The organism is Cellulosimicrobium sp. RS (assembly GCF_046159675.1).
GTDB classification, from domain to species: domain Bacteria; phylum Actinomycetota; class Actinomycetes; order Actinomycetales; family Cellulomonadaceae; genus Cellulosimicrobium; species Cellulosimicrobium funkei.
Window position 1 is genome coordinate 189,315 of record NZ_JBJXVU010000007.1, and the last position, 26,680, is coordinate 215,994.

At 74.5% G+C, this 26,680-nt stretch carries 21 protein-coding genes, 1 tRNA gene and 1 pseudogene; 11 read left to right on the forward strand and 12 right to left on the reverse strand.

What is annotated here, in order from left to right; genetic code table 11:
• Positions 1–29 precede the first annotated feature (29 nt).
• On the forward strand, positions 30–1,247 hold the full coding sequence (locus ACI769_RS12605; RefSeq protein WP_409141691.1) for a hypothetical protein: 1,218 nt from the start codon (positions 30–32) through the stop codon (positions 1,245–1,247).
• 300 nt (positions 1,248–1,547) lie between these two features.
• On the opposite strand, the pseudogene ACI769_RS12610 reads toward ACI769_RS12605, so the two are convergent.
• Positions 1,548–2,724 (reverse strand): annotated as a pseudogene (locus ACI769_RS12610) (IS3 family transposase).
• A 394-nt stretch (positions 2,725–3,118) separates the two neighbouring features.
• Positions 3,119–3,203 (reverse strand) — tRNA-Leu (locus ACI769_RS12615).
• Between the two features lie 217 nt (positions 3,204–3,420).
• Between ACI769_RS12615 and ACI769_RS12620 the strand changes: the two genes are divergently transcribed.
• Positions 3,421–4,713 (forward strand): AI-2E family transporter, encoded by a 1,293-nt coding sequence (locus ACI769_RS12620; protein ID WP_021482491.1) that lies wholly within the window; start codon positions 3,421–3,423, stop codon positions 4,711–4,713.
• 37 nt (positions 4,714–4,750) lie between these two features.
• Here ACI769_RS12620 and ACI769_RS12625 read toward each other — a convergent pair whose 3' ends face one another.
• Together ACI769_RS12625 and ACI769_RS12630 are read right to left on the reverse strand one after the other, a co-directional pair.
• The gene (locus ACI769_RS12625) at positions 4,751–5,053 is read right to left on the reverse strand and encodes a DUF1905 domain-containing protein (RefSeq protein ID WP_076404766.1); all 303 of its coding nucleotides are present in this window, start codon (positions 5,051–5,053) and stop codon (positions 4,751–4,753) included.
• Between the two features lie 68 nt (positions 5,054–5,121).
• Positions 5,122–6,549, reverse strand: coding sequence for an APC family permease (locus ACI769_RS12630; protein WP_409141692.1), 1,428 nt, complete (start codon positions 6,547–6,549; stop codon positions 5,122–5,124).
• Between the two features lie 108 nt (positions 6,550–6,657).
• Between ACI769_RS12630 and ald the strand changes: the two genes are divergently transcribed.
• From ald to ACI769_RS12645, 3 genes are all read left to right on the forward strand, one after another.
• On the forward strand, positions 6,658–7,773 hold the full coding sequence (gene ald, locus ACI769_RS12635) for an alanine dehydrogenase (protein WP_409141693.1): 1,116 nt from the start codon (positions 6,658–6,660) through the stop codon (positions 7,771–7,773).
• Positions 7,774–7,873: 100 nt separating this feature from the next.
• On the forward strand, positions 7,874–8,509 hold the full coding sequence (locus tag ACI769_RS12640; protein WP_085387858.1) for a GNAT family N-acetyltransferase: 636 nt from the start codon (positions 7,874–7,876) through the stop codon (positions 8,507–8,509).
• A gap of 78 nt (positions 8,510–8,587) precedes the next feature.
• Entirely contained in the window at positions 8,588–10,729 is a 2,142-nt protein-coding gene (locus tag ACI769_RS12645; RefSeq protein WP_409141694.1) for a M3 family metallopeptidase, read from the forward strand.
• 91 nt (positions 10,730–10,820) lie between these two features.
• Here ACI769_RS12645 and ACI769_RS12650 read toward each other — a convergent pair whose 3' ends face one another.
• Both ACI769_RS12650 and ACI769_RS12655 read right to left on the reverse strand, forming a co-directional pair.
• Positions 10,821–11,540 carry a response regulator transcription factor gene (locus ACI769_RS12650; protein ID WP_043652640.1) on the reverse strand — a complete coding sequence of 240 codons (720 nt, stop codon included), beginning with the start codon at positions 11,538–11,540 and terminating at the stop codon, positions 10,821–10,823.
• The gene (locus ACI769_RS12655; RefSeq protein WP_081599846.1) at positions 11,537–12,865 is read right to left on the reverse strand and encodes a sensor histidine kinase; all 1,329 of its coding nucleotides are present in this window, start codon (positions 12,863–12,865) and stop codon (positions 11,537–11,539) included. Before ACI769_RS12655 ends, ACI769_RS12650 begins: the two co-directional genes overlap by 4 nt.
• A gap of 167 nt (positions 12,866–13,032) precedes the next feature.
• Here ACI769_RS12655 and ACI769_RS12660 point away from each other — a divergent pair, with 167 nt between their 5' ends.
• From ACI769_RS12660 to ACI769_RS12670, 3 genes are all read left to right on the forward strand, one after another.
• Positions 13,033–13,491 carry a hypothetical protein gene (locus tag ACI769_RS12660; protein WP_198285583.1) on the forward strand — a complete coding sequence of 153 codons (459 nt, stop codon included), beginning with the start codon at positions 13,033–13,035 and terminating at the stop codon, positions 13,489–13,491.
• A 241-nt stretch (positions 13,492–13,732) separates the two neighbouring features.
• Entirely contained in the window at positions 13,733–15,451 is a 1,719-nt protein-coding gene (locus ACI769_RS12665; RefSeq protein ID WP_409141695.1) for a multicopper oxidase family protein, read from the forward strand.
• A 724-nt stretch (positions 15,452–16,175) separates the two neighbouring features.
• Complete coding sequence (locus ACI769_RS12670) at positions 16,176–17,549, forward strand: M20/M25/M40 family metallo-hydrolase (RefSeq protein ID WP_085388749.1); 1,374 nt, start codon at positions 16,176–16,178, stop codon at positions 17,547–17,549.
• Between the two features lie 18 nt (positions 17,550–17,567).
• On the opposite strand, the gene ACI769_RS12675 is transcribed toward ACI769_RS12670, so the two are convergent.
• Together ACI769_RS12675 and ACI769_RS12680 are read right to left on the reverse strand one after the other, a co-directional pair.
• Positions 17,568–18,416 carry a fructosamine kinase family protein gene (locus ACI769_RS12675; protein ID WP_409141696.1) on the reverse strand — a complete coding sequence of 283 codons (849 nt, stop codon included), beginning with the start codon at positions 18,414–18,416 and terminating at the stop codon, positions 17,568–17,570.
• A gap of 52 nt (positions 18,417–18,468) precedes the next feature.
• Complete coding sequence (locus ACI769_RS12680) at positions 18,469–18,702, reverse strand: DUF5703 family protein (protein WP_009861400.1); 234 nt, start codon at positions 18,700–18,702, stop codon at positions 18,469–18,471.
• Positions 18,703–18,803: 101 nt separating this feature from the next.
• Between ACI769_RS12680 and ACI769_RS12685 the strand changes: the two genes are divergently transcribed.
• On the forward strand, positions 18,804–19,115 hold the full coding sequence (locus ACI769_RS12685) for a hypothetical protein (protein ID WP_034651396.1): 312 nt from the start codon (positions 18,804–18,806) through the stop codon (positions 19,113–19,115).
• Between the two features lie 31 nt (positions 19,116–19,146).
• On the opposite strand, the gene ACI769_RS12690 is transcribed toward ACI769_RS12685, so the two are convergent.
• Positions 19,147–20,115: an aldo/keto reductase gene (locus ACI769_RS12690; RefSeq protein WP_034651393.1), complete on the reverse strand. Its 969-nt coding sequence runs from the start codon at positions 20,113–20,115 to the stop codon at positions 19,147–19,149.
• A gap of 141 nt (positions 20,116–20,256) precedes the next feature.
• Here ACI769_RS12690 and ACI769_RS12695 point away from each other — a divergent pair, with 141 nt between their 5' ends.
• Positions 20,257–21,132: an undecaprenyl-diphosphate phosphatase gene (locus ACI769_RS12695; protein WP_034651390.1), complete on the forward strand. Its 876-nt coding sequence runs from the start codon at positions 20,257–20,259 to the stop codon at positions 21,130–21,132.
• 16 nt (positions 21,133–21,148) lie between these two features.
• Here the strand turns inward: ACI769_RS12695 and ACI769_RS12700 are convergent, their stop codons facing one another.
• Positions 21,149–22,213 carry a CorA family divalent cation transporter gene (locus ACI769_RS12700; protein WP_409141697.1) on the reverse strand — a complete coding sequence of 355 codons (1,065 nt, stop codon included), beginning with the start codon at positions 22,211–22,213 and terminating at the stop codon, positions 21,149–21,151.
• A gap of 119 nt (positions 22,214–22,332) precedes the next feature.
• Between ACI769_RS12700 and mshC the strand changes: the two genes are divergently transcribed.
• Complete coding sequence (gene mshC, locus ACI769_RS12705) at positions 22,333–23,607, forward strand: cysteine--1-D-myo-inosityl 2-amino-2-deoxy-alpha-D-glucopyranoside ligase (RefSeq protein ID WP_409141698.1); 1,275 nt, start codon at positions 22,333–22,335, stop codon at positions 23,605–23,607.
• 46 nt (positions 23,608–23,653) lie between these two features.
• Here the strand turns inward: mshC and ACI769_RS12710 are convergent, their stop codons facing one another.
• Both ACI769_RS12710 and ACI769_RS12715 read right to left on the reverse strand, forming a co-directional pair.
• Positions 23,654–24,520, reverse strand: a complete 867-nt coding sequence (locus ACI769_RS12710; RefSeq protein ID WP_021482086.1) for a PAC2 family protein — start codon at positions 24,518–24,520, stop codon at positions 23,654–23,656.
• 63 nt (positions 24,521–24,583) lie between these two features.
• Positions 24,584–26,506 (reverse strand): alpha/beta hydrolase domain-containing protein, encoded by a 1,923-nt coding sequence (locus ACI769_RS12715; protein WP_409141699.1) that lies wholly within the window; start codon positions 26,504–26,506, stop codon positions 24,584–24,586.
• Between the last annotated feature and the right edge of the window lie 174 nt (positions 26,507–26,680).

The following is a 26,680-nucleotide window of genomic DNA, read 5'->3' on the forward strand; positions in this document are numbered from 1 at the left end:
GCGAGTCTGCGAGATCATTCCCTCGTGATATGCCAACGAACCTGTGTCATGACTCGCTCTGCGCGACCTCGCTGGGGTGCTTCGTGACACCATCGCTCTTCGGGGACGGGCCGCGGGAAGTCTCGTCCCCGAGCCTGTTCGCCGAGCCGACCGCGCAGTTCCTTGCCCGAGCGTCCGGCGAGTTCTGGGACGCGGTGCGAGGCCTGGTGTCGGACTGGGTAGGTCGCTTCCCGGCGTCGGAGCGTGCCGACCTGACTGGCCGGCTCCTCAGCCCGGAGGACCACCATCACCGGGCAGCTTTTCTCGAGCTGTACTTGCACGAGTCACTGATCCGCGCCGGTTTCGGGGTCGAGATCCACCCGGTGCTCGCAAACAGCGACCGACAGCCCGACTTCCTCGTCCACGGCTCAGACGAGCCCTTCTACCTCGAAGCGCGCGCAACAGCCCTCGCCTCAAAGAAGGTGGGGAGCAACCGACGGATCGGCGAGTTCTACGACGCACTCAACAAGATGGACAGTCCGAACTTCTGGCTGTGGGTCGACGTCACCAGTGAGGGCGGAACGGCACTATCCGTCCGAAAACTGCGTGGACCTCTTACGCGTTGGCTCGAAGGTCTCGATCCCGACGTCGAGTCCATCTACGAGGAAATGCCGCTGTTCCGGTGGCAGCGTGATGGCTGGGACATCGAGATCCGGGCGGAACCCAAGAGCCCGTCGTCCCGAGGGCCGGGAAGCACGGAGCGCCCAATCGCGGTCTACGGCAGCGAACAGTCCTGGACCGACGTCGAGCCGCTCAAGCGTGCGCTCGAGGACAAGGGGAGCGCGTACGGGGCGCTCGGGCACGGGTTCGTCGTCGCCGTTGGGACGAACCTGTACGCCGACGGCAACCTGAACAGTCTGCTCTACGGGTCGCGAGACTTCACCGTCGTCCCGACGGCATCCGAGACAGTCGAGACACGTCGCAGCGACGGATACTTCACTCGTCCGGGAGCTGAGAAGTCTCATCCCCACGTCTCGGGCTTGCTGGTCGTGAACAACTTGGCACCGTGGTGGGTCGCGGATAGGCGCCCGACGTACTGGAAGAACCCCGCGCCTGACCACGACGTCGCACCGTCACCCGCGTGGGACGTCATGGCACTCAACGACGGTCTGGTCGAACAATCATCGGCCACGGTCGATCCGCGCTCACTGTTTGGCCTTCCCGATCCGTGGCCACCCGGTCCGGCGTTCCCCGAAGAGGATGGGTAGCGTGCCGTACCCGTTGCGTCCCGTGCTGGAGTATTGCCGCAGTTCCGCGGTGACTTGAAGAACGGCTACAACGCAGTCCGGTTCGACCGGTGTGACCGTTTCGTAGTCGAGCAGCACACAGTCGGCCGATCCTTGCGTTAGCGGGCGAGCTGACGGGGCGCACAAAGACAGCGGTGCGCCCCGTAGTCTGGACCTCACGGGCACGCTGCGCCGTGCCCATGGGGCCCAGCCAGTCGGAGCGCCATCGCGAAGTCGCTGTGGACGCCAGCCGAACCGCAGTGGGTCTGATGGAGGCTCTGGTCATGTGATTCCGACCAGGGCTCCGTGGCCCTGCTGCGTAGCGTAGAGCCTCCCCTTCGAACTCGACGGGCGGCAGGTCGCCGAGGTAGCCGTGCGGTCGCTGGTGATTGTGCCAATGGACCCACCGAAGGTCGCGACCTCGACGTCCTCGACGGTCCGCCACGGCCCGGACCGCGCCGGCCCGCGGATCAGTTCGGCCTTGTAGTACCCGTTGACGGTCTCGGCCAGGGCATTGTCGTAGCTGTCACCGACGGTCCCGATCGACGGGGCCGCGGGCCATCGCGATCGCGTCGAGCACCATCTCGGTGCGCATGTGCCCGGCCACGCGCCAGCCGACGATCGTCCTCGAGAACGCGTCGATGATGAAGCACACGTAGGACATGCCGGCGAACGTGGGCACGTAGGTCAGTTCCGTGACCCACAGTTGATTCGGGCCGGTCGCGGTGAAGTCCCGCTTGACCAGGTCCGGATGTCGCGCAGACGTCGGCTCCGGGCGTGTGGTTCGACCCGCTTCGTGCGCACCGCGCCCTGGATCCCAAGCGCACGCATGAGGCGTGCGACCTGGTCACGGCCGATGTCATTCCCGGCCCGGCGGGCGGCTTTCCACAGCTTCCGCGCCCCGTAGACGCCGTAGTTGTCCTCCCACAGCCCGCGCAGGACCGGGCCCAGCTCAGCGTCCCGGACGGCACGCGCTGAGGGCGGGCGCGCCTCGGCGGCGTAGTACGTGCTCACGGCCACCTTCACCCCTGCTGCGGACAGCACGGTGCAGATGGACTCGACCGTGAGCACGATGTCGTCGACGACGACCACGCAGTTGGAGTCGATGAACGCGACTATCTGCGGTGTTGGCGCTCGAGCTCCGCCCCGAAGAAACTCGTTGCCCTCTTCAGGATCTCGTTCGCCCGAAGCAGCTTACGGACCTCTTGCTCGAGCTCACGGATCCGGCCCGCTCCGAGGTGCTCATCCCGGGCGCGTGACCATCGTCGATCTCGGCCTGCTTGACCCACTGACGCACGGACGCGACCCCGTAGCCCAGCTGGGTCGCGACCCACTGGACCGTGCCGTGCTCGGTCCTCAACTCCGCCCGCAGGGTGCGCACCATCCGCACCGCCGCGGCCTTCTCCTCATCCGAGTACCGCCGCGTCTGCGGCTTTCCCGGCGTCTGCTCCTTCGGCATAGCTCCATCCTCGTTTCCAAGGAGCGGAGTCTCCAAGAAATCCAGTGCGGTTCAGAAGTCGCAGGGGGCCGTGGTCTCGAGGAGGTGTTGCCCGGAGCCGCCCGAGGATGGATCGCGCGCGGTCGATCGTGTCCGAGGCGAGTTGGACCGAGAGCCAGCCCGCCGATGAGTTCGCGTGGGGTTCACGGTCGTCGCCACGACGCGATCGATGGGATCGTGCGTCGTGTGCCCACGAGGTTCCCTCCGGAAACCAGCGTCTTTGGTGCAAGTTCCCAGGTCAGGAGGCTGGCCGGGGGAGGGGTCGATGCCGGTGGGCTCACAGGAGGCGCGCCTGGTGGGCACACGAAAACGGCCTCTGCACTACGTTTCCGCAGGTCAGAGGCCGTTTCTCCAGTGTCCGGAGGGGGACTTGAACCCCCACGCCCGATAAAGGGCACTAGCACCTCAAGCTAGCGCGTCTGCCATTCCGCCACCCGGACGAGTGGACCTTCCCGGCGTTTCCGCCGTTCGGGTGCGGGGAAAAACATAGCACGGTTCGGGGGTGGTCCTCACATCGCCCTCACGGCCCGGACCAGGGCCGCGACCTCGACCGCGACCTCGACGTGCCCTCGGCCGAGGCCGTGCGCGGCGCCCGGCGTGCGGGGACGACCTGGGGCAGACTGGGCGGATGGTGGCCACGACGCGACGGAGGCACGCGTGACGGACGAGCAGCGACCCGCAGCAGGCCCGGCACCGACACCTCGGCCGGGCTCCGGCTCCGACCGCTCGGCGGCGTCGGTCAAGCACCTCGCCGGGGCGTCGAGCGCGGCGCGCAAGGTCGCCGGGGCGCGTCGCAACCCGTCGGTGGTGGGGTACGACGAGACGGTCCCCGCCTGGCTGCGCACGACGGCCGGCTGGTCGTGGCGCCTGCTCATGATCGTCGCGGCCGTCGCGCTCGTCTTCTTCGCGACCGCGCAGGTGCAGCTCGTGTTCGTGGCGGTCTTCCTCGCGCTCGTCATCACGTCCGTCCTGCGGCCGGTGACCGACTTCTACAGCAGGATCATGCCGCGCGGCCTGGCCACGGGGCTCGCGATCCTCACGGCCCTGCTCTTCTTCGCGGGCCTGCTGACGTACGTCATCACGTCGGTCGCGGGCCAGTGGCAGAGCCTCGCGGAGCAGTTCGACCAGGGCATCGAGCAGATCTTCGACTTCCTCGAGAACGGCCCGCTGCCGGTCACGATCACCGCGGACGACGTCAACGGCTGGATCGACAACGGGCGCCAGTGGCTCACGGAGCACGGCGGCGACATCGCGAGCCAGGCCGCGGCGAGCGCGGGCTCGGTCTTCGAGGCGTTCGCGGCGATCGCGCTCGCGATCTTCTGCACGGTGTTCTTCCTCGCCCGCGGCAAGGACATGTGGACGTGGTTCCTCAACCAGCTCCCGTCGCGCTCGCGCGACAGCTGGAAGATCGCGGGCGGCGCCGGCTGGTACACCTTCTCCGGCTACGCGCGCGGCACGGTGATCATCGCGCTCGTCGACGGCATCCTCGCGGGGATCTTCCTCGCGATCCTCGGCGTCCCGCTCGCGGCCCCGCTCGCCGTCCTCGTGTTCATCGGGGCGTTCATCCCGATCATCGGCGCCCCGCTCGCGATGATCATCGCCGCGATCGTCGCGCTCGCGGCCAAGGGCTTCCTCATCGCGCTGATCGTGACGATCGGCATCGCGCTCATCGGGCAGTTCGAGGGCCACGTGCTGCAGCCGCTCGTCATGGGCAAGCAGGTGTCGCTCCACCCGGTGGTGGTCGCGATCGCGGTAACGGCCGGCACGCTCCTCGCCGGGATCCTCGGCGCGGTCGTGTCGGTGCCGCTCGTCGCGGTCGCGTGGTCGGTGTTCTCGCACCTGCGGCACAAGGACCCACCGATGGAGGACGAGCTCCCGACGGCGAAGGAGATCGCCCTCGGGGACGTCGGCCCGGGCGTCACGCCGCCCCCGGAGGGCGCGACGAGCTGACCTCGCGCCGTCCCTGCCCGGGCGGCCGGGACCGGGATCACCGCGGGACGGCGGAGACCCCCGCGTCGAGCCGGACCGAGACGTGCACGGTGTCCCCGACGTCCTTGCCGGTCGCGGCTCGCACGGACCGCAGCACGGCGAGCAGGTGCGGGCCGCCGTAGGCGACGAGGGACGCGTGGTACGCGACGTCGTCGACCGCCGCGAGCACGGGGACCCGGCCGCGCGTCCCGAACAGGTCGAGGACGTCGACGGGGAGCGTGACGAACGCTCCCGACCGTGTCCCGGCGGCGACCACCACGGCGTCGAACTCCACCGGGCCGGGGTCCGTCCACGTGGGCATGGCGTCGACCGTAGCGGAGAGCGCGGGAGCGGGGAACGGGCCGCCCGGGCGATTTCCGGACGGCCCGGTCAGCCGCGCTCGGACGCGGCCGACCGGTCGTCGGCCCGTGCACGCGCGGCGCCACGACGGACGAGCGTCACCACGACCGCGGCCGCGGCGAGCAGCGCCGGTGCGACGAGCGACGCCCCCGCGAGGAGCAGCAGCACCGCCGTCAGGGCCGTCGCGACAGCGGCGAGCCACCAGCCGGGAGAGCGTCGGGGGAGCAGGCGCAGCGCCGCCACCATGCCCAGCGCGTAGACGGCCACCATGCTGCTCGTGTGGACGCGGACGAACGGCTCGAGGTCGAGCCCCGTGGCGACGAGCACTGCGAGGTAGCCCGCCGCGAGCGCGAGCGTGACGGCCAGCGCGCGGCGCGGGACCCCCGCACGGCCCGAGAGCGCGGCGAGGGGGCGCGGGAGGTCGCCGTCCCGGGCGAGCGCCTGCCCGAGGTTCGCGAACGCGGCGAGGTAGGCGGTGAGCACCCCGGACGTCACGAGCGCGGCGACGACGCCCACGAGCACCGGACCCGCGCCGGGCGCTCCCACGCGCGCGAGGTCGAGGAGCGCGACCGTCCCCGTCCCCGCGTCCGTGCCGAGCACCCCGACCGTCGTGACCTGGAGCGCCAGGTACGCGACGCCGACCACGACGAGCGCCACGCCCGTCGCGGCGGGGATCGTGCGCCGCGGGTCGCGGAAGTCGGCCGAGACGTGCGTGCCGACCTCCCACCCCGCGAACGCCCACACGAACAGGCTCACGGCGGAGCCCACGCCGGACCACCCCTCGCTGAGGAACGGCGTGAAGCGCTCGGCGCTCGCCGCCGGCGCCGCCGCGGCGACGACCACGACGACGGCCGCGAGCAGGAGCGTCGTCAGGCCGAGCTGGACGGCGCCCGCCACGCGCACGCCGAGGGCGACGGCGAGCGCCGGCACGACGACGAGCGCGACCGCCACGACCGGGACGACGGCGCGGTCCGCCCCGACGACGGCCACGACGTACTCGGCCCCGAGCACCGCGACGACGGGGACGCCCGCGCACACGCCGAGGAAGAACCAGTACCCGGTGGCGCGGGCCGCCGTCGGGCCGAGCGCCGCACGCACCGCGCTCGCGACCCCGCCCCGGTCGGGGTGACGTGCGGCGAGCGCGGCGAACGTCCCCGCGAGCGGCACGCTCGCCACGAGGACGAGCGCGACGGCGAGCACGGACGCAGGCCCGGCGACGCGCGTCGCGAGGCCCGGCAGCGCGAGGACGCCGGTCCCGAGGACGCTCGCGACGTACAGCGCGCTGCCGCGCGCGAGGCCCAGCGTGCCCGCCGGGGCCGGGGCCGGGGCCAGGGCTGGGGCCGGGGCTGGGGCTGGGGCGGGGTCGAGCGGGCTGGTGGGCAGATCCCGTCCGGAGCGGGAGGCCGCGCCGCGCGTCGGGGCGGGCGGGGCTGTCGTGCGGGAGGTCGTCGGGTCCACCCGATTACCCTGGCAACGACGGCGGGGCCGGACGAGTGGCAGTCAGGACACGCAGGCACAAGATCCTGCCACCCTGCGCACGACGGCCGCCTGCGACCACACTGGACCATGAGGATCGGGATACCCACCGAGGTCAAGAACCACGAGGACCGCGTCGCGCTCACCCCCGCCGGCGCGCACCACCTCGTGCGGGCCGGGCACGACGTGCTCGTCCAGTCCGGGGCCGGGACCGGCTCCCACCTGCCCGACGCGGAGTTCGAGAGCGCGGGCGCGCGCATCGTGCCTACCGCCGAGGAGGTCTGGGGCGAGGCGGAGCTCGTCTGCAAGGTCAAGGAGCCGGTCGCGAGCGAGCACCGCTTCCTGCGCGACGACCTCCTGCTCTTCGCCTACCTCCACCTCGCCGCCGACGCGGCGTGCACGCGCGCCCTGCTCGACGCCGGCACCACCGCCGTCGCCTATGAGACCGCCCAGGCCCCGGACGGCACCCTCCCGCTCCTGGCGCCCATGAGCGAGGTCGCCGGACGCATGGCGACCCAGGTCGGCGCGTGGCTCCTCCAGCGCCCGGCAGGCGGCCGCGGCGTCCTGCTCGGCGGCGTGCCCGGGACGCGACCCGGCCGGGTCGTCGTGCTCGGGGGCGGCACCGCGGGGCGCCACGCCGCCGAGATCGCCGTGGGCATGCGCGCCGAGGTCACGGTCGTCGACCTCGCGCTGCCCGTGCTGCGCGCCGTCGACCAGGAGTTCTCCGGGCACGTGCGCACCGTCGTGTCGAACGCGTACGCGATCGAGCGCGAGGTGCTGGAGGCCGACCTCGTCGTCGGCGCCGTGCTCGTCGCGGGGGCGCGTGCCCCGCGCCTCGTCACCGACGACCTCGTCGCGCGGATGCGGCCCGGCGCCGTGCTCGTGGACGACGCCGTGGACCAGGGCGGGTGCTTCGAGGGGTCGCGGCCCACGACCCACGACGACCCGACCTTCGCCGTCCACGGCACCACGTTCTACTGCGTCGCGAACATGCCCGGAGCGGTCCCCGTGACGAGCACCCTCGCGCTGACCAGCGCGACGCTCCCGTACCTCGCGGCGCTCGCGGACGGCGGGGTCGACGCGCTGCGGGAGGTCCCGCTCCTGCGGTCGGGGGCGTCCACCCACCGCGGCACGCTCCTCAACGCGGCGGTGGCCGCCGCGCACGACCTGCCGTGGACGCCCGTGGAGGACGCCCTGCGCCGGTGACGCACCCGGGTCCGGGACGGTCGAGAGCAGCCGTCGCCGCGCGGCCCCGGGCCGGGAATCGGGGTGACGCCGTGCGGCGCGGCGTGCCAGGCTCGGGCGGGTGCACCCCTTCGCCCTCGACGACGGCCGCGTCCACCTGTCCACCCCGACCCTCGACGACGTCGACGCGATCACGGCCGCGTGCCAGGACCCGGACGTCGCCGCGTGGACGGTCGTGCCGTCGCCGTACACGCGCGCGGATGCGGTGCAGTTCGTGCAGGAGTACGTCGGTCCCGGGTGGGAGCGCGGGGACGTCCTCACGTGGGGCGTGCGCGAGAGCGCGGGCCGATCGGGCATCCCCGGCCCCGACGGCGTGAGCCCGCTCCTCGGCATGATCGGCCTCAGCCTCGACGACGCGCCCGAGGGACGGCGGTCGGCCGAGATCGGCTACTGGACCGCACCCGGCGCCCGGGGCCGGGGCTTCATGACGGCCGCGGGCCGCCTCGTCGTCGACTGGGCGTTCGACCCCGAGGGGGCGGGTCTCGCGCGGCTCTTCTGGCAGGCGTACGTCGGCAACTGGCCCTCGCGCCGGACCGCGTGGCGCCTCGGCTTCCGGGTCGAGGGCACGGTGCGCGGCTTCGCGCTGCAGCGCGGCGAGCGACGCGACGCGTGGCTCGGCACGCTCCTGCCCGGCGATCCGCGCGAGCCCGCGGAGCCGTGGCCGGCGGACGCGTCGCCGTCGGGCCGCGCGGCCTGACGCCGTACCGCCACCGCGCTCCCGGGCGGCGGGGTGTCCGTTTCCGTCGTGGCTGCCGGCGGGGTCAAGATGGGCACCATGACCTCCGAGCCCACGACGCGCGCCGACGCGCCCGCGCCCACCACCGCGCCGGCCCTCCTCGACCTCGACCCCGCCAACCCGTTCGCGGCGCCGTCCGTGCTGCCGTACGAGCTGCCCGACTACGACGCGATCCGTGAGGAGCACTACCTCCCGGCGCTGCGGGCCGCGACGGCCGCGCAGCGCGCGGCGATCGAGGCGATCGCGACCGACGACGCGCCGCCCACCGCCGCGAGCGTGCTCGAGGCGCTCGAGCGGTCGGGCCGCGACCTCGCGCGCGTGCTCAACGCGTTCTACAACCAGCTCTCGGCCGACGCGACGCCGGGCCTGGAGCAGATCGAGGAGGAGTTCGCGCCCGAGCTCGCGGCCCACCACGACGCGATCTACATGGACGCGCGCCTCTACGCCCGCGCCCGCACGCTGCAGGACGCGGTGGACGCCGGCGAGCAGACCCTCGAGCCCGACGCCGCGTGGCTGCTCCGCACGCTGCTCGTCCGGTTCCGCCGCTCGGGCGTGGAGCTCGACGCGGAGCAGCAGGAGCGCCTGCGCGCGCTCAACGGCCGCCTGACCACGCTCGAGGCCGCGTTCGGCCGCAAGCTGCTCGCGGGCGCGAACGCCGCGAGCGTGCTCGTCACCGACCGGGCGGAGCTCGACGGGCTCGCCGAGGACGCCGTCGCGGGCGCGGCGGCGGCTGCCGCCGCGCGCGGGCACGAGGGCGCGTGGCTGCTGGAGATGCAGCTCCCCACCCAGCAGGGCGTCCTCGCCTCGCTCGCGCGCCGCGACGTGCGCGAGCGCGTGCAGCAGGCGTCGGAGTCGCGCGGTGCGAGCGGCGACGACCACGACACGCGCGAGATCGTGCTGGAGACCGTGCGCCTGCGCGCCGAGCGCGCGCGCCTGCTGGGCTACGAGCACCACGCCGCGTACGTCGCCGAGGACGCGACCGCCAAGACGACCGAGGCCGTGAATGCGATGCTCGCGCGGCTCGCCCCTGCCGCCGTCGCGAACGCGCGCCGCGAGGCGGCCGACCTCGAGACGGCGCTGCGGGCCGACGAGCCGGGCGCGACGCTGCGCGCGTCCGACTGGTCGTTCTACGCCGAGCGCGTGCGCAAGGACCGCTACGCGCTCGACGACGCGCTCCTGCGCCCGTACCTCGAGCTCGAGCGCGTCGTGCACGACGGCGTGTTCCTGGCCGCGAACCGCCTGTTCGGCATCTCCTTCGCCGAGCGCCACGACCTCGTCGGGTACCACCCGGACGTGCGCGTCTTCGAGGTTTTCGACGCCGAGGCGCCGGGGGAGCCGGGCCAGGGCCTGGGTCTCTTCCTCGCCGACTGGTACACGCGCGAGTCCAAGCGCGGCGGCGCCTGGATGAACAACCTCGTCGACCAGAACCACCTGCTCGGGCAGAAGCCGGTCGTCGTCAACAACCTCAACATCGTCAAGCCGCCGGCCGGCCAGCCCACGCTGCTCGTCTGGGACGAGGTCATCACGCTCTTCCACGAGTTCGGGCACGCGCTGCACGGCCTGTTCTCCGACGTGCGCTACCCGTCGCAGTCCGGCACCGAGGTGCCGCGCGACTTCGTCGAGTACCCCTCGCAGGTCAACGAGATGTGGGCGTGGGAGCCGACGGTCCTGCGCTCCTACGCGGTGCACCACGTCACGGGCGAGCCGATGCCCGCCGAGTGGGTCGACACGATGCTCGCCTCGCGCCAGTTCAACGAGGGTTTCGGCACGACCGAGTACCTCGCCGCTGCGCTGCTCGACCAGGCCTGGCACCAGGTCGGGCCCGACGGCGTCCCCGCGTCGGAGGCCGACGTCGTACCGTTCGAGGCCGCCGCGCTCGAGGCGGCGGGCGTCGCGTTCGCGCCCGTCCCGCCGCGCTACCGCACGACGTACTACAACCACGTGTTCGGGGGCGGGTACGCGGCCGGGTACTACTCGTACATCTGGTCCGAGGTCCTCGACGCCGACACGGTCGAGTGGTACCGCGAGAACGGCGGCCTGTCGCGCGAGAACGGCGAGCGCTTCCGCCGCGCGCTGCTCGCGCGCGGCGGCTCGCAGGACCCGCTGCAGTCGTTCCGTGAGCTCCGTGGCCGCGACGCCGACATCGCGCCGCTCCTCGCGCGCCGCGGCCTCGACGCCTGAGGTGTGGGCCCCTCCCGTCGCGAGGTAGAGCCGTGGTAGCGCGAGGTAGAGGCCTGGTCATGACCACGCCTCTACCTCGCGGACCTCGGCTCTACCTGGGCGGGGTGCCCGGGCGGACCAGGCCGGTCTCGTAGGCGACGACGACGAGGCCGGCCCGGTCCCGCACCCCCAGCTTGGCGAGGATACGGCCCACGTGCGTGCGGGCCGTCGCCGGGCTCATGAACAGGGCCGCGCCGATCTCGTCGTTCGTCAGGCCGCGGCCGACGTGCGCGAGCACCTCGCGCTCGCGGTCCGTGAGCCGGTCGGCGACCGCGGCGACAAGCGCCTCGTCCCGTCGCCCGGCGTCCACCGCCTGCGCGACCACGCGCGCCGTCACCGCGGGGGAGAGCAGCGCGTCGCCCGCCGCGGCAGTGCGCACCGCGCCGCGCAGCTCGTCCGGGCTCGCGTCCTTGAGCAGGAAGCCCGACGCCCCCGCCCGTAGCGCCGCGAAGAGGTTCGTGTCGTCGTCGAACGTCGTGAGGACCACGACGCGCGGTCCGGCCGCCGCCCCGTCCGCGCCCGTCGCGCCGTCCGGTAGCCCCGAGCCGGGGGCCGCGTCGTCGACAATCTGCCGCGTGGCCGCGATCCCGTCGAGCACGGGCATCTGGAGGTCCATGAGAACGACGTCGGGGCGCACGCGGCGCGCGAGCGCGACGCCCTCGCGACCGTCGGCCGCCTCGCCGACGACCTCGACGTCGTCCGCGCGCTCGAGCAGCGCGCGGATGCCCGTCCGCACGAGGGGCTGATCGTCGACCAGCACGACGCGGATCACGGGGCACCCCCGCCTGAGGAGTGCGGGCCCCGCACGGCGGCCGTCCCGCGCACCGCGGCGCCGGGCGTGACCGGCACGCGCGCCCGCAGCCGGAACCCGCCGCCGTCGGGTGCGTCGGTCTCGACCGTGCCGCCCAGGACCGCGACGCGCTCGCGCAGCCCGCGCAGCCCGAGCCCGCCACGGTCCGTGGCGTCACCCCCGCCCCGTGCCCCGGGGCCGTCGTCGCGCACCTCGACCGCGAGCACGTCGCCCGGTGCACCAGGCGCACGCTCCAACGCCACGCGGACGACGGCGGCGTGCGCTCCGGCGTGCCGCAGCACGTTGGTCAGGCCCTCCTGGACGACCCGGTACGCCGCCGCGCCCGCGGCGGTACCCTCCGCGGTCCCCGAGGGCAGGTCGACGTCGAGGGTGACGTCGAGCCCGGCCGCCCGGGCCGTGAGCGCGAGGTCGTCGAGCCGGTCGATGCGCGCCTGTTCCGCGAGCCCCGCGGGCGCGGCCGTCCCGCGCAGCGCGCGCACCGTGGCGCGCAGGTCCGCCAAGGCGGTCGTCGTGGCCGTCCGGACGAGCTCGAGCTCGGCCCGCGCGGTCGCGAGCGCGTCCGACTGTGCGGCACCGACGGCGTCCACGTCGTCGAGTGCCTCGCGGGCGACGTTCGCGTGCAGCGAGACGACGGCGAGGTGGTGCCCGACGACGTCGTGCAGGTCGCGGGCGACGGCCTCCCGGTCGTGCGCGAGCCGGTCGGCGGCCTCGAGCTGGAGCGTCTGCTCGCGCAGCGCGTCCGCGTGGCGCCGCTGCTCGTCGCGCTGCCGGCGGGTGAACGACCCGTGCCCGAGGGCGATCGCCGCGGCCATGAGCGCCACGGTCGTCGCCAGCTCGTAGCCGATGACGTACCGGACGTCGTCGCCCTCGGCGAGCCGGAAGTACGTCGAGGTGACGACGAGCGCCGCCGCGACCCCGACGGCCCAGCCGAGCCGGCCCGCGACGGCCGCCGAGTACAGGGCGACCGAGACGGGCAGGGCGAGGCCGATCGCGGGCAGGTCCAGCGTGTAGTAGGCGCAGATGACGAGCGCGGTCGCGACGAGGACCCCGACGGGGAAGCGGCGCCGGCCGAGCACGAGCAGCCCCAGCACAAGGGCGATCGGGTACGCGACCCACGGGTCGGCCCGCGTGCCCCCGACGTCGGCGGCGATGGCGAACGCGACGACGTCGAACACCGCGAACCCCAGCAGAACGTCGACGAGCCACGGCGGGGGCGACGAGCGCGACGGCCGGGTCGCGGGAGGCGACCCGGCGGGCCGGTCGTGCGGGAGATCGCGAGACGTCACGACCACCGAGTCTAGGAAGACACACCCTGACGCGCGTCCGTCGTGGGGCGGGTCCAGGTCAGGGGTCGGCTACGTCGAGACGCGTACGCGCGGGGCGCGGGACGACGCATCGCGTCACGCGCCGGGGCGGACGCGGCGCCGCACCGCCGCTCCCTAGCGTCGACGTCATGAACCCGACTCCCGGACCCGCACCCCACCGCCCGGTCCCGCCCGGCCCGCCGCGCCCCACGCTCGGCGAGACGGTCCGCTCGCTGAGCTGGCCGCTCGTCCTCGGGCTCGGCGCGCTCGCGCTCGTCCGACCGCTCCTGAGCGTCACCGGCCTCGACGACGCGATCGGACGGCCCGCGGCGCCCCTGCTCGCGACCCTCGTGCTCACGATCGTGTGGGTCGGCGCGATCGTCATCGCCCGCCCGGCGCACCCGCTCGCGACCGGCGTGGCCGTCGGGCTCGCCTACGGTGTCCTCGCGCTGATCCTCAGCGCCCTGCTGTCGCCGATCCTCACCGGCGAGCTCCAGGGCCCCGTCGCGCACCCCGTCGCGATCGTTCCGATGCTGCTCACCAACGCGGCCTGGGGCGCGTTCGCGGGAGCCATGGCGCTCGGTCTCCTCGCGGCCCGACGTCGTTGAGGCCCCACCAGCCGACGTCTCGCCGCGCCACCCCGCTTCCCCGACTCCGAGACCGCCCCGTCCCTGGCACCACCCCGAGCCGCGGCCGCGCGCGCTCGGGGTCGGCTCCGGGCATGCGTACGCTGCCGAGCGGACGCGCCCGGCACCGCCCGGTACCTAGCGTCGACAGCGTCGCCCGCACCGCCGGGCCGCCGTCGAACCGCACCCGCCGCCCGCCGTCGTCCACCCTGGAGAAGACCCGATGACGACCACGCACACCACCCCGCCGCCCGCCGTCCCCCCGACCCCCGGGGCACCCGGCGGACCGCCCGGACGTCGCCCGCGACGGCGGCGTGGCCCGCTCGTCCGCGTCCTCCTCGTGCTCGGGCTCGTCGTCGTCCTGCTCGTCGGGGCCGTCGCAGTGGTCGTGGGCGTCGCGTGGGCGCGCGCCGCGACGAGCACGGCGGGAGCCGTGGAGTTCACGCGGCCGCTCGCCGTCCCGCCGCTCGCGGAGTCGCGCGTGGAGGACGGCGTGCGCGTTTTCGAGCTCGAGGCGCGCGAGGGCGTCGCCGACCTCGGCGCGTCCGCCCCCACTCCGACGATCGGGCTGAACGGCGACTACCTGGGGCCCACCTTGCGGGCCGCGCGCGGGGAGCGCGTGCGCGTCGACGTGACTAACGCTCTCGACGAGACGACGACGCTCCACTGGCACGGCATGCACCTGCCGCCCGCGATGGACGGCGGCCCCCACCAGATGGTCGAGCCGGGCGAAACGTGGTCGCCCACGTGGACGATCGACCAGCCCGCCGCGACGCTCTGGTACCACCCGCACCTGCACGGGCAGACCGCGAGCCAGGTGTACCGCGGGCTAGCGGGGATGTTCCTCCTCGACGACCCTGCCGCCGCCGACGGCCTGGCCGCCGACCTGCCGCACGAGTACGGCGTCGACGACGTCCCCGTCATCCTCCAGGACAAGAGCTTCCACGCCGACGGGCGGCTCGACGACGCCGTCTCCTTCCTCTCGCCGGTCGGCCCGCTCGGTGGCACGGTGCTCGTCAACGGCACCCCGGGGCCCTACCTCGACGTCGCGACCGAGCGCGTCCGTCTGCGCCTGCTCAACGGCTCCGACTCACGCGTCTACGACGTCGGCCTCGCCGACGGCGGCACGGTCCAGCTCATCGGGACCGACGGTGGGCTGCTCCCCGCTCCGCAGTTGGTCGAGCGCGTGCGCCTCTCCCCGGGCGATCGGGCGGAGGTCGTCGTGACCATGACCCCGGGGCAGCGCGCGGTCCTGCGCAGCTTCCCGCCCGAGCTGGGCGTCAACCCGATGTTCGAGCGCTTCTCGGGCGGCGAGGACACCCTCGACCTCCTCGAGCTCCGCGCGGCCGGCACGCTCGAGCGGAGCCCCGACATCCCGGGCACGCTCGGCGCCGCCGACCCCGCGGACGCGCTCGACGAGTCCGACGCCGTGCGCACCCGCCGCTTCCAGCTCGCCGGTACCGCGATCAACGGGCGCTCCATGGACATGGCGCGGATCGACGAGGTCGTCACGGTCGGCGAGACCGAGGTGTGGGAGGTCACCGGGCTCGACGACACCCCGCACAACTTCCACGTGCACGACGTCCGGTTCCGCGTCCTCGACGTCGCAGGACAGCGGCCCGGGCCGGACCTCGCCGGGTGGCAGGACACGGTCTACGTCCAGCCGGGGCACGTGACGCGCCTGCTCGTCCGGTTCGACGCCGCCGAGGGCACGACCGATCCGACCACCCCGTACATGTTCCACTGCCACCTCCTCACGCACGAGGACCGCGGCATAATGGGCCAGCTCGTCGTCGTCGCCCCGGGCGAGCAGGCGCCGTCCCGTATCGACGTCCCCGACGGCGGCACCCATCAGGAGCACGACGCCGACGCGCTCCCGGGCGACGGCACCGGCCCCCGCCACACCCTCGCACGGGACGGGAAGCACGACCCTGACCACTGACCCGTCGAGGTAGAGCCGTGGTTGTGCGAGGTAGAGCCGTGGTTGTGCGAGGTAGAGCCGTGGTCACCCTGCCCGACGGCGTGTGGTCGCCCTGGGTGGTCGTGGTGGGTGGTGGTGCCGCGTCTACCATCCGCCGTTCTTTCCTCGCGGCTCCCGCCAAGCCCGCCACGACGCGGCACCACCACCCACCCCGCCCGGCGTCGTCTTGCCTCGGTCTGTGCTCGCCCCGGGTGGCTGCCCGCGGGACCGTCGATCTCGCGACTTGCGCTTCGCGGTCCACTTCTCTCGCGTCGCACAGCGGCGCTCACGGCTGCACCGTGGTGCCGCGCCCTGGCGGCGCGCAGGTGATCTTGACGCGTCTCGTGCGTCTCGTGCGTCTGGTGCGTTCGGGTGCTTGCCCGATCCGCGCCGCTCACCGCCCGGGTTCAGCCCGGGCGACCCGACGGCCCTCGGCGGGGCCGACCACCTCGGATGGTGACCCAGCCGCAATGGTGGCCCCGACCGCGACGGGCGACCGGCCGCCGTCGGACACGACCACGGCTCTACCCGACCGGGCAGCGTTCTGCTTCGGTGGACCACGGCTCTACTTCGCGTGACCAGGGCTCTATCTCGCGTGACCAGGGATCTACCTCAGCCCACCGGGGTCCTCGCTCGGCGTGTCCGGCATACGGGCGGTGGGGCGGGGCGGTCCGCACGCCCGACGGCGACGGGTAGCGTGTCGCTCATGACCGCTCCGCACCCGGACTCCCTGGCCAGCGCCCCCGCGGCGACCGACGCGACCCCCGGCGCGGTGCCGCGCGCCGAGGACGAGGTCGTGCGGATCTGCCGCGAGCTGCTGCGGATCGACACGTCGAACTTCGGCGACGGGTCGGGCCCGGGGGAGCGGGCCGCCGCGGAGTACGTCATGGGGCTGCTGCACGAGGTCGGGCTCGAGCCGGAGCTGTTCGAGTCGGAGCCCGGCCGGGCGAGCGTGGTCGTGCGGCTCGAGGGAGCGGACCCGACGCGACCGGCGCTCGTGCTCCACGGCCACCTCGACGTCGTCCCCGCGCAGGCGCAGGACTGGTCGGTGGACCCGTTCGCGGGCGAGGAGATCGACGGCCTGCTGTGGGGGCGCGGCGCCGTCGACATGAAGGACATGGACGCGATGATCCTCGCGGTCGTGCGCCAGATGGTGCGCGAGGGCCGCAAGCCCGCGCGCGACGTCGTCGTCGCGTTCTTCGCGGACGAGGAGGCGGGCGGCGCCTACGGGGCGCGCTACGCCGTCGACCACCGGCCCGAGCTGTTCGAGGGTGCGACCGAGGCGATCAGCGAGGTCGGTGGGTTCTCGGTCGAGGTCGGGGGGCGGCGGGCCTACCTGCTCCAGACGGCGGAGAAGGGCATCGCCTGGCTGCGCCTCGTCGCGGAGGGCCGCGCCGGGCACGGGTCGCAGGTGAACGACGACAACGCGGTGACGCGGCTCGCCGAGGCGGTGGCGCGCATCGGGACGCACCACTGGCCGAACACGCTCACGCCGACGGTCGACAAGCTGCTGCGCGGCGTCGCGGACCTCACGGGCCTGCGGTACGACCCCGAGGACTCCCGGTCGATCGAGGCCCTCGTGGCCGCGCTGGGCCCGGCGTCGCGGTTCGTCGGCGCCACGGTGCGGCACACGTCGAACCCGACGCAGCTCTCCGCGGGTTACAAGGCGAACGTCATCCCCGGCCGCGCCGAGGCGGCGATCGACGCGCGCCTCCTGCCGGGCCACGAGGAGGACGGGTTCGCGACGCTCCGCGCGCTCGCGGGCGAGCACGTGCGGGTCGAGGAGATCCACCGCGACATCGCGCTCGAGGTGCCGTTCGAGGGCGACCTGGTGGACGCCATGGTGGACTCGCTGCTCGCGGAGGACCCGGAGGCGACGGTGCTGCCGTACACGCTGTCGGGCGGCACGGACAACAAGTCGCTCGCCCGCCTCGGGATCACGGGCTACGGCTTCGCGCCGCTGCGCCTGCCCGCCGACCTCGACTTCTCCGGCATGTTCCACGGCGTGGACGAGCGCGTGCCCGTCGACTCGCTGCGGTTCGGCGTGCGCGTCCTGGACCGGCTCCTGCGCACCTGCTGACCGACGGGCGTCGCGCGGTCAGGTCTCGCCGAGCAGCGCCCGGACGGAGGAGCGCAGCTGCGCGCGGTACCCGCCGCCGAACAGCACCGCGTGCACCGCGACCGGGTACACCTGGTGCAGCGCGACGCGGTGGCGCCACCCGCGCGCGAGCGGGTGCGCGGCGTCGTACGCGGCGAGGATGTCGTCGAGGAACGGCGCGCCGAACAGCGCGAGCATCGCGAGGTCGGCCTCGCGGTGCCCGCCGTGGGCGGCCGGGTCGATGAGCACCGCCTCGACCGCGCCCGCCGAGCCGCCCGTGCGGTCGTCCGGCCCGCCGCCCCGGCCTGGCGCCCACAGCACGTTGCCCGACCAGAGGTCGCCGTGCACGCGCGCCGGCGCGTCGTCGAGCGCCGGGCGGGCGAGGTCGGGCAGGCGCGCGGCGAGGCGGTCGAGGAGCCGCGCGTCCTCGGCGTCGAGCGCGCCCCGGTCGCGGCCCTGCCGCGCGACCGGCAGGAGGCGCGCCTCGGCGTAGAAGGTCGGCCAGTCCGGCCACGCACCCGTGGGCAGCGGCAGCGGGTCGTCGAGCGGGCCGAAGAACGCCTCACCGGACCACCCCGGCGGGGCCGCACCCCAGGCCGGCGCCCCGGCGTCGTGCACGACGGCGAGCGCCCGCCCGAACGCGCGGGCCGCCTCGCGGGTCGGCGCGGTCGTCGGCACACGCTCCAGGTCGAGGTGGTCGGGGCCGACGTCGAGCACGCGGGCGACGCGTGGCCCGCCGGGGACGGCGAGCCACGCCAGCCCGGCAGCCTCGCAGCGGAAGAACCCTGCCGGGGCCGCGGCGCGCGACTTCGTGAAGACGGCCGGCGCCGCCTCGTGCTCGCCGCTCACCGGGCCGCCCTCACCGGGCCGCCCTCATGGCGCCGCGCTCACCGGATCGTGCTCACAGCGTCGAGCTGACCCGGATGATCTTGCGCCGCAGCCAGACCCGGCGCTCGCCCCCGACGTACAGCCGGGTGCGGGCCAGCTCCCAGCGCCCGTACTCCGCCTCGTCGGTGAGGAGCCTGCTCGCGTCCGACCGGCTCGTGGAGCGGTCGATCGTCAGGACGCGGTACTCGTACTGCCCGCCGTGCGCGGCCCATCCGGACCTCCGGCGTGACGTCGGCCTCTCCTCCACGTGCCACCGTCCTCTCTCGCCTGTCTCGGTCGCGGGCCGGGTGGTGGGACCGACCCGGCCAACGAGTGCCATTGTGCCCCTCTCGGCGCTACCGTCAGGGTATGACCGCTGACCCGCGTGCCGCGCTCGACCGGTTCATCGCCGCGCTCGAAGCCCACTACAACGCCGTCGCCGCACGTCGCGGGGAGGACGACCCCGCGGTCGACGACGCCTACTACGTCCTCGGGGACGCCTTCGAGGTGTACGACGAGGCGCTGGGACAGGTGCACGGGGAGGCGACGCCGTTCTACCTCGCAGAGGAGGACGACGACGAGGACGACGAGGACGACGACGCGGAGGAGGACGACGACCTCGACGACACGCTCGACGACGACGTCCTCTCCGGCGAGCTCGAGACCGACGGCGCGCGCTGAGCCGACCGAGCCCTGCGAGGGAAGGGCGGGGTCACCACCGCTCGGGATAGCCGACGTCGAGCGCGCTCACGTCGTCGAGCGCCGCGCGCACGGCGTCGGGCAGCACGAGGTCGGTCGCGGCGAGCGACGTGCGCAGCTGCGCGGGGGTGCGCGCACCGACGACCGCGCTCGCGACGGCGGGGCGCCCCAGGAGCCAGGACAGCGCGACGTCGAGCGGCGCGCGGCCCAGGCCCTCCGCGGCGGTGACGACGGCCTCGACGATCCCCGACGACGCGTGGTCGAGGTACGGCTCGACGAACGCGGCGAGGTGCGGCGACGCGCCGCGCGAGTCGGCGGGGAGCGAGCGCCGGTACTTGCCGGTGAGGACGCCGCGCCCGAGCGGGGACCACGCGAGCAGGCCCAGGCCCAGCGACTCGGCGGCCGGGACGACCTCGCGCTCGGCGCCGCGCTGGAGCAGCGAGTACTCGAGCTGGACGGCGGCGAGGCCGACGTCGTCGGTCCCGCCGAGCAGGGTCGCGGCCCGCGCCGTCGCCCACCCCGGGTGGTTGGACAGCCCGACGTAGCGCGCGCGCCCGGACGTCACCGCGTGGCGCAGCGCCGACAGCGTCTCGGTGAACGGCGTGCGCGGGTCGGGCGCGTGCACGAGGAACAGGTCGACGTGGTCGGTGCCCAGGCGCGCGAGCGAGTCGTCGAGCGAGTCGAGGAGCGCACCGCGGGACGCGTCGACCACGGGGCCCGACGGCGTGTGGCGCACCCCCGCCTTGGTGCACAGCAGGACGTCGCGCCGGTCGACCTTCGCCCCGAGCAGCGACCCGAGGAGCGACTCCGCGTCGCCGTCGGCGTAGGAGGCGGCCGTGTCCACCAGGGTGCCGCCGGCGTCCACGAAGTCCCGCAGCTGCTCGGCCGCGTCGAGCTCGTCCGTGTCCCGGGCCCACGTCATGGTGCCGAGCCCGAGCTCGGACACGCGCAGGCCGGTGCTGCCGAGGTGGCGGTTCTCCATGGTTGCCGAGGGTACCGGCGGGGGCCCGCGGGCGACCGTCGGGGCGCGCGGTCGGGGACCTGGTCGGCCCAGGTTCACCCGCTCGGCCTCGGGCCTGCAGGTGCGCGGCTGCGGCGCCCCGAGCGGGTATCGTGACCGCTCGTGAACGCGTGGGAAGCCGTCCTCCTCGGCCTCGTCCAGGGCCTGACCGAGTTCCTCCCGATCTCGTCGAGCGCCCACCTGCGCATCGTCGGCGAGCTGATCGGGTCGCAGGACCCGGGTGCCGCCTTCACGGCGATCACGCAGATCGGGACCGAGACGGCGGTGCTGCTGTACTTCCGGCGGGACATCGCGCGCATCTGCGCCGCGTGGTGGCGCTCGGTGCGCGGCGACCACGGCACGGACTGGCGGGCGCGGCTCGGCCGGCACGACCACGACGCCGCGATGGCCTGGTACATCGCGCTCGGCTCGGTGCCCATCGTGCTGCTCGGCCTGCTGTTCCAGGACGCGATCGAGAACACGTTCCGCAACCTCTACCTGACGGCGCTCATGCTCGCGGTGTTCGCGCTCCTGCTCGGCTGGGCCGACCGGGTCGGCGCCAAGCGCCGCACGCTGCGCGAGCTCTCGGCCGGGCAGGCGGTCGCGTTCGGCTTCGCGCAGGCGCTCGCGCTCGTCCCCGGCGTCTCGCGCTCGGGCGGCACGATCACCGCCGGCCTGCTCATGGGCTTCACGCGCGAGGCGGCGGCGCGCTACTCGTTCCTCCTCGCGATCCCGGCCGTCATGGGCTCGGGCTTCTACCAGCTCTTCAAGTCCGCGGACGAGCCGGCCCCCGGGGCCCCCGGCGCCGGGGCGACCCTCATCGCGACGCTCGTCGCGTTCGTCGTCGGGTACTTCGTCATCATCGCGTTCCTCAAGATCGTCTCGACCTTCAGCTACACGCCGTTCGTGGTCTACCGCCTCGTGCTCGCGGCGCTCGTCGTGCTGCTCCTGCTCGTGGGCGTGCTGGAGCCGGGCGGGACGGCCGTCTCGACGCCGTGACCCTCTCGGGCCGCGGTCAGAGCCAGCCGACGCGCTTGAAGACCCGGTAGAGCACGACGCAGCCGCCCGCCATGAGGGCGAGCGCGAAGGGGTAGCCGAACGCCCAGTGCAGCTCCGGCATGTTGCGGAAGTTCATCCCGTACACGCCCGCGACGATCGTCGGGTACACGAGGATCGCCGCCCACGCCGAGATCTTGCGCATGTCCTCGTTCTGCCGCACCGAGACCTGGGTCATGTGGACCTGGAGCATGTCCGAGAGCAGGTCGTCGTGCGCGTCGAGGTGCCGGTCGATCCGTTCGACCGTCGTCACGACCCGCTCGAGCATGCGCCGGTTCACCCCGAGGTGGTCGGGGACGTCCGGGTCGAGCAGCTCGGGCAGCTCCGCCGTGACGGGCATGAGGGCGCGCCGCGCCTCGGTGATCTCGCGCTTGAGGTCGTAGATGCGCTCGACCGGGTCCTCGCGCTGCTGGTCGAACACCACGCGCTCGGTGTCGGCGACGGCGTCGCCCAGGCCCAGCTCGACCTGCGAGGCGCCGCCGACGATGGCGAGGACCGCGGCGGAGACGATCCGCTGGACGGGCGAGCCGTGGGGGTCGCCGGGCGCGGCGACCTTGTCGAGCATGATCGCGTGCACGTCCGCGTCGCCCTCCTCGGCGGTGAGGACGAGCCCCGGGCCGAGCAGCGCGGCGAACTGGCCCGTGTGCACCTGGCGGTCCGACTCGGTGAACCATGCCGTCGGCGTCACCAGGAGGAGCCAGTCCGCCGCGACCCGGCGCACGTGCGCCAGGGGGTGGCGGTTGTGCCGCGCGAGGTCCTGTCGGGTCGGGCCCACACCGGTCGTGACCTGGGCCGCGGCGTCGAGCACGGCGTCGAGGTCCTCCAGGCGCGCCCAGGTCACCGTGGCGTGGGCGGCGTGCCGGTCGCCGGGCGTGTCCAGGGTGCCGGGATCGGCCGGGTGCACGCCGTCGGCGCCGGGCTCGACCGTCCACGCCGCGACGGCGCGCACGGTCGGTCGTCGGGGCGCGGGGGCGGGTGCGCCGTCGGGCGGGGTGCCCGTCCGTGGCTCGGTGGGGTTCGTCACGTCCGCATTGTCCCGCGCCCCGCACGGACCTGCCCGGTCGCCGTCGGGCGCGGCTCCGCGCGTCGCTCGCGTGCCGGACGGCGGTCCGATGGCGGCGCCCCGGCGGCTAAGGTTGACGCGTGCACAGCTGGCCCGCCCCGCAGATCCCCGAGCTCCCCGGACGAGGCCTCCCGGTCCGGGTGCACGACTCGTCGACCCGTGAGCTCGTCGTCGCCGCCGCGGGCGAGGACGCCACCCTGTACGTGTGCGGCATCACGCCCTACGACGCGACGCACATCGGCCACGCGGCCACCTACGTCGCGTTCGACCTGCTCGTGCGCGCGTGGACGGACGCCGGGCACCGCGTGCGCTACGCGTCGAACGTCACCGACGTCGACGACCCGCTGCTGGAGCGTGCCGCCGCGACCGGCGTAGACTGGCGCGCGCTCGCCGTCGAGCAGACCGCGCTGTTCGCCGAGGACATGACGGCGCTCGGCGTCGTCCCGCCCGACGTCTACGAGGGCGCGGTGGAGACGATCCCCGCCGTCGTGGACGCGGTGACCCAGCTCCTCGACGCGGGCCTCGCGTACCGCGTCCCGGTCGAGCCGGGCGCCGGCGGCACGGACCCCGGGCTGGGCGACGTCTACGCCGACCTCTCGGCCGACCGCGCGTTCGGCTCGGTCTCACGCCTCGCGCGCGACGTCATGGAGCACCTCTTCGCCGAGCGCGGCGGCGACCCTGACCGCGAGGGCAAGAAGGACGCGCTCGACCCGCTGCTGTGGCGCCGCGAGCGCCCGGGCGAGCCCGCGTGGGACGGCGGCGCGCTCGGCACCGGCCGCCCCGGCTGGCACGTGGAGTGCGCGGTCATCTCGCGCGACGGGCTCGGCCTGCCGTTCGACGTGCAGGGCGGGGGAGCGGACCTGCTGTTCCCGCACCACGAGATGTCGTCGTCGCACGACCGCATGCTCGCGGGCGGCGGTGCGCCCCGCGCGCACGTGCACGCCGGACTCGTCGCGTACGAGGGCGAGAAGATGAGCAAGTCGCGCGGCAACCTCGTGCTCGTGTCGAACCTGCGGGCCACGGGCGTCGACCCGATGGCGATCCGCCTCGCGCTGCTCGCCCACCACTACCGCGGCGAGTGGGAGTGGACCGACGACGACCTGCCCGCGGGCGTGCGACGTCTCGAGACGTGGCGCGACGCCGTGTCCGGCAACGGTGGCCCGGACGCGACCGCGACGCTCGCGGCCGTGCGCGCCGCGCTCGCCGACGACCTCGACGCCCCGACGGCCCTCGCCGCCGTGGACGCCTGGGCCGCGGAGTCGCTGCGCCCCGGTCGTGACACGTCGCACGACGAGGAGGGCGCCCCGGGCGTCGTCGCGCGCGCGGTGAACGCCCTGCTGGGCGTCCGGCTCTGACGAGCAGCCCCGCGCTGACACCGCCGCCCGCGACGCGGGCCGTGCGTCAGACGGTCGGGCCCTTGCCCGGGTTGCCGCGGTCGCGGCGGCGCAGGTAGCGCTCGAACTCGCGCGCGATGGCCTCGCCGCTCGCCTCGGGGAGCTCGGCCGTGTCCTTCGCCTCCTCGAGCTGCTGGACGTACTCCGCGATCTCCGCGTCCTCCGCGGCGAGCTCGTCGACGCCGTGCTGCCACGCCTCGGCGTCCTCGGGCAGGTCGCCCAGCGGGATCGGCTCGGACAGCAGCTCCTCGATGCGCGCGAGGATCGCGAGCGTCGCCTTGGGCGACGGCGGGTGCGCCACGTAGTGCGGCACGGCCGCCCAGAGCGACACCGACTGCATCCCGCGCTCCGCCGCGGCATGCTGGAGGACGCCGACGATGCCCGTCGGTCCCTCGTACGTGCTCGGCTCGACGTCGAGCACGGCCTGCAGGCCCACGCTCTCCGACGTCGCCGTCATGGGGATCGGCCGCGTGTGCGGCACGTCCGCGAGCAGCGCGCCGAGCGTGACGACCGTGCGCACGCCGTGCTCCTCCGCGACGTCGAGCAGCTCGCGGCAGTACCGGCGCCAGCGCATGGACGGCTCGATGCCGTGCACGAGCACCACGCGGCGACCCGTCGGCGACAGGACCGCCGACGCGATCGTCGTCGTGGGCCACGTGATCTCGCGGCGGCCGTCGTCGTCGGTCGTGACGACCGGGCGGTTCACCTGGAAGTCGTGGTACTCCTCCGGGTCCAGCTCGTCGACGTCCTCGGCGCCCCATACCTCGTGCAGGTGCTGGAGGGCGGCCGTGGCGGCGCTCCCGGCGTCGTTCCAGCCCTCGAACGCCGCGATCATCACGGTCTGGCGGGTGCCCTCGGTCGCGTTCTCGGTCATCACCCCAGCCTATGCGGCCGGGCCCGGCGGCGTCGGGGCGGGTTCGCGCCCGGCGTAGCCGCCTCAGCCGCAGTCGAGCGCCGGGTAGGCGACGTCGGCCGACGACGACCGCCCGTCTCCCGTGGCCGTCACCCGCGCGCTGCCCGCGTCGAGCGTGTCCGAGCGCGCCGAGAACGACTGGTACGCGGACGCGCCGGGCGCGACGCCCGCCACGGTGCGCTCGCCGAACGGCGTGCTCAGCGTGACGTCCGCGGGCACCGCGCCGTCGTTCGTCGCGCGGACCGCGACGTACGCCCGCCCGGCCAGGCACCGCGGGACGGCGGTCGCGGAGACGTCGGGGCCGTCGAGGGCGGCGGACAGCGCGAGGACGCCGAGCACGGCGGTGGTCGACCGCACGACGCTCGCCGACGCGCCGGCGTCCTCGATCGCCGTGGAGCCGAGAGCGAGCGCCTCCTGGACCAGGGTCTGCGCCGCGTCCCAGTCACGCCGGTCCGCGGCCTCGAGCGCGCGCCGCATCCGGTCCTGGACCCGCGCCCCGGCCTCCGGCTCGACCGTGCCCGCGGCGACGCGCTCGTCGACGAGGTCGACGACGTCGGTGTACCAGGAGGGGTCGGCCGCGACGTCGGCTCCCACGAAGCCCGCCTCCACCGCGGCACGGGTCGACGCGACGACGGCGTCGCGGTAGTCCTCGGCGTCCGGGTACCAGGCCGCGAGCGTGGCGTCGTCCACCGGGCGCGAGCCGCCGTCGAGGAAGCAGAACCCGGGCCCGGCGTTGGCGCCGGAGTTGATCCGCGTCGGGACGTCCTGCTGCGCGAGCCGGACGCCGCCCAGGCCCAGGCCGCGCTCGTCGCGCACCACCTGGCGCGGCGCCTGGTCGGACAGCGTGATGGGGGCCGCCGACGGCGGGGTCGTCCCGTCCGCGACCCACGCGGCCACGTGGTCGTACACCGACGCCTGGACCAGGTGCTGGGGCACGCGGGAGCCGGACGGCTCCTCGCACGTCTGCGGCGTCCCGGGATAGCCGCCGGGCGCGGAGCCGACGTCGCGGATCCGCAGCCGCCCGTAGTCGGTGATGAGCTTCCAGTCGCCGTGCGACGCGCCCGCGACCTCCCACGTGCGCCGCACGTCGGTGTCGGGCTGGCGCTGCGCCGCCCCGAGGAGGTCGATCGCGACGTCGGTCTCGCTGTTGATCTTGAACACCGGCGTCTTGAGGCCGTCGCGCAGCAGCCCGCCCCCGCCGTGCAGCACGACGGCGTCGACGCCCCCCGCGAGCGGGTCGACCGAGTTCACGTACGACCACAGCCGCCCCGCCGACTGCGAGTGCCCGGTCGCGACGACGCGCTCCGCCTCGAGCGAACCGAGCGGCGCCGTGCCCGCGGGGTCGCGCACCGCGGCCACGGCCTGGCTGAAGACGTCCCACGAGAGGGTGTCGTCGGTCACGGTGCCGCCGTCGGTGAGGTCGAGCGTGCCGTAGCGCTCGGGGCTCCAGGCCCGCAGGCCGGTGGGCGAGTGCACGCCCGCCCGCTGCGCCGACACCCCGACCCACGCGTAGCCCTCGCGCACCAGGTGCTCGTGCGTCTGGAACCAGTCGACCTCCTGGTCCCACTGGTTCGAGACGTTGTACCACTCGGCGATCACCGTGCCGTTGAACGTCGCGGGGTCGACGGGCCGGCGCACCACGACGCGGGTGCGGAAAGCGTGCCCGGTGCTGAGGACCGTCGCGTCCGTCACGCCGTCCGCCTGGTAGCGGGTCGCCTCGCCCTCGACGAAGAACTCCTCCTCGACGTAGCCGCGCGCGGCCAGGTCGTAGTCGGTCGCGAGGAAGGGGTACCCGTGGGCAGGGTCGCCGGGCGCCGTCGTCGTGGGCACCGGGCCGGTCACCACGGGGTCGGGGACGGCGGCGCTCGCGGGGAGCGCGGTCCCGGCGAGCACGAGCACCCCGGCGAGGGCGAGCGCGAGCGGGCGGCGGACGGGGGGTGCGGACATGGCGACTCCTTCGTCGGGCCCGACGGCGGTGGCGGGCGCTCAGCAGCCTAGGGAAGCCGCACGCTTCTGTCGACCGGCGCGCGAGTTCGGGAGCAGGATCGCCAGAAGCCGTCGCGCGCGACCGCACGCCCAGGAACGGCGGCGCGCCCGCGGCGGTGGCGTCCGGTTAGGGTC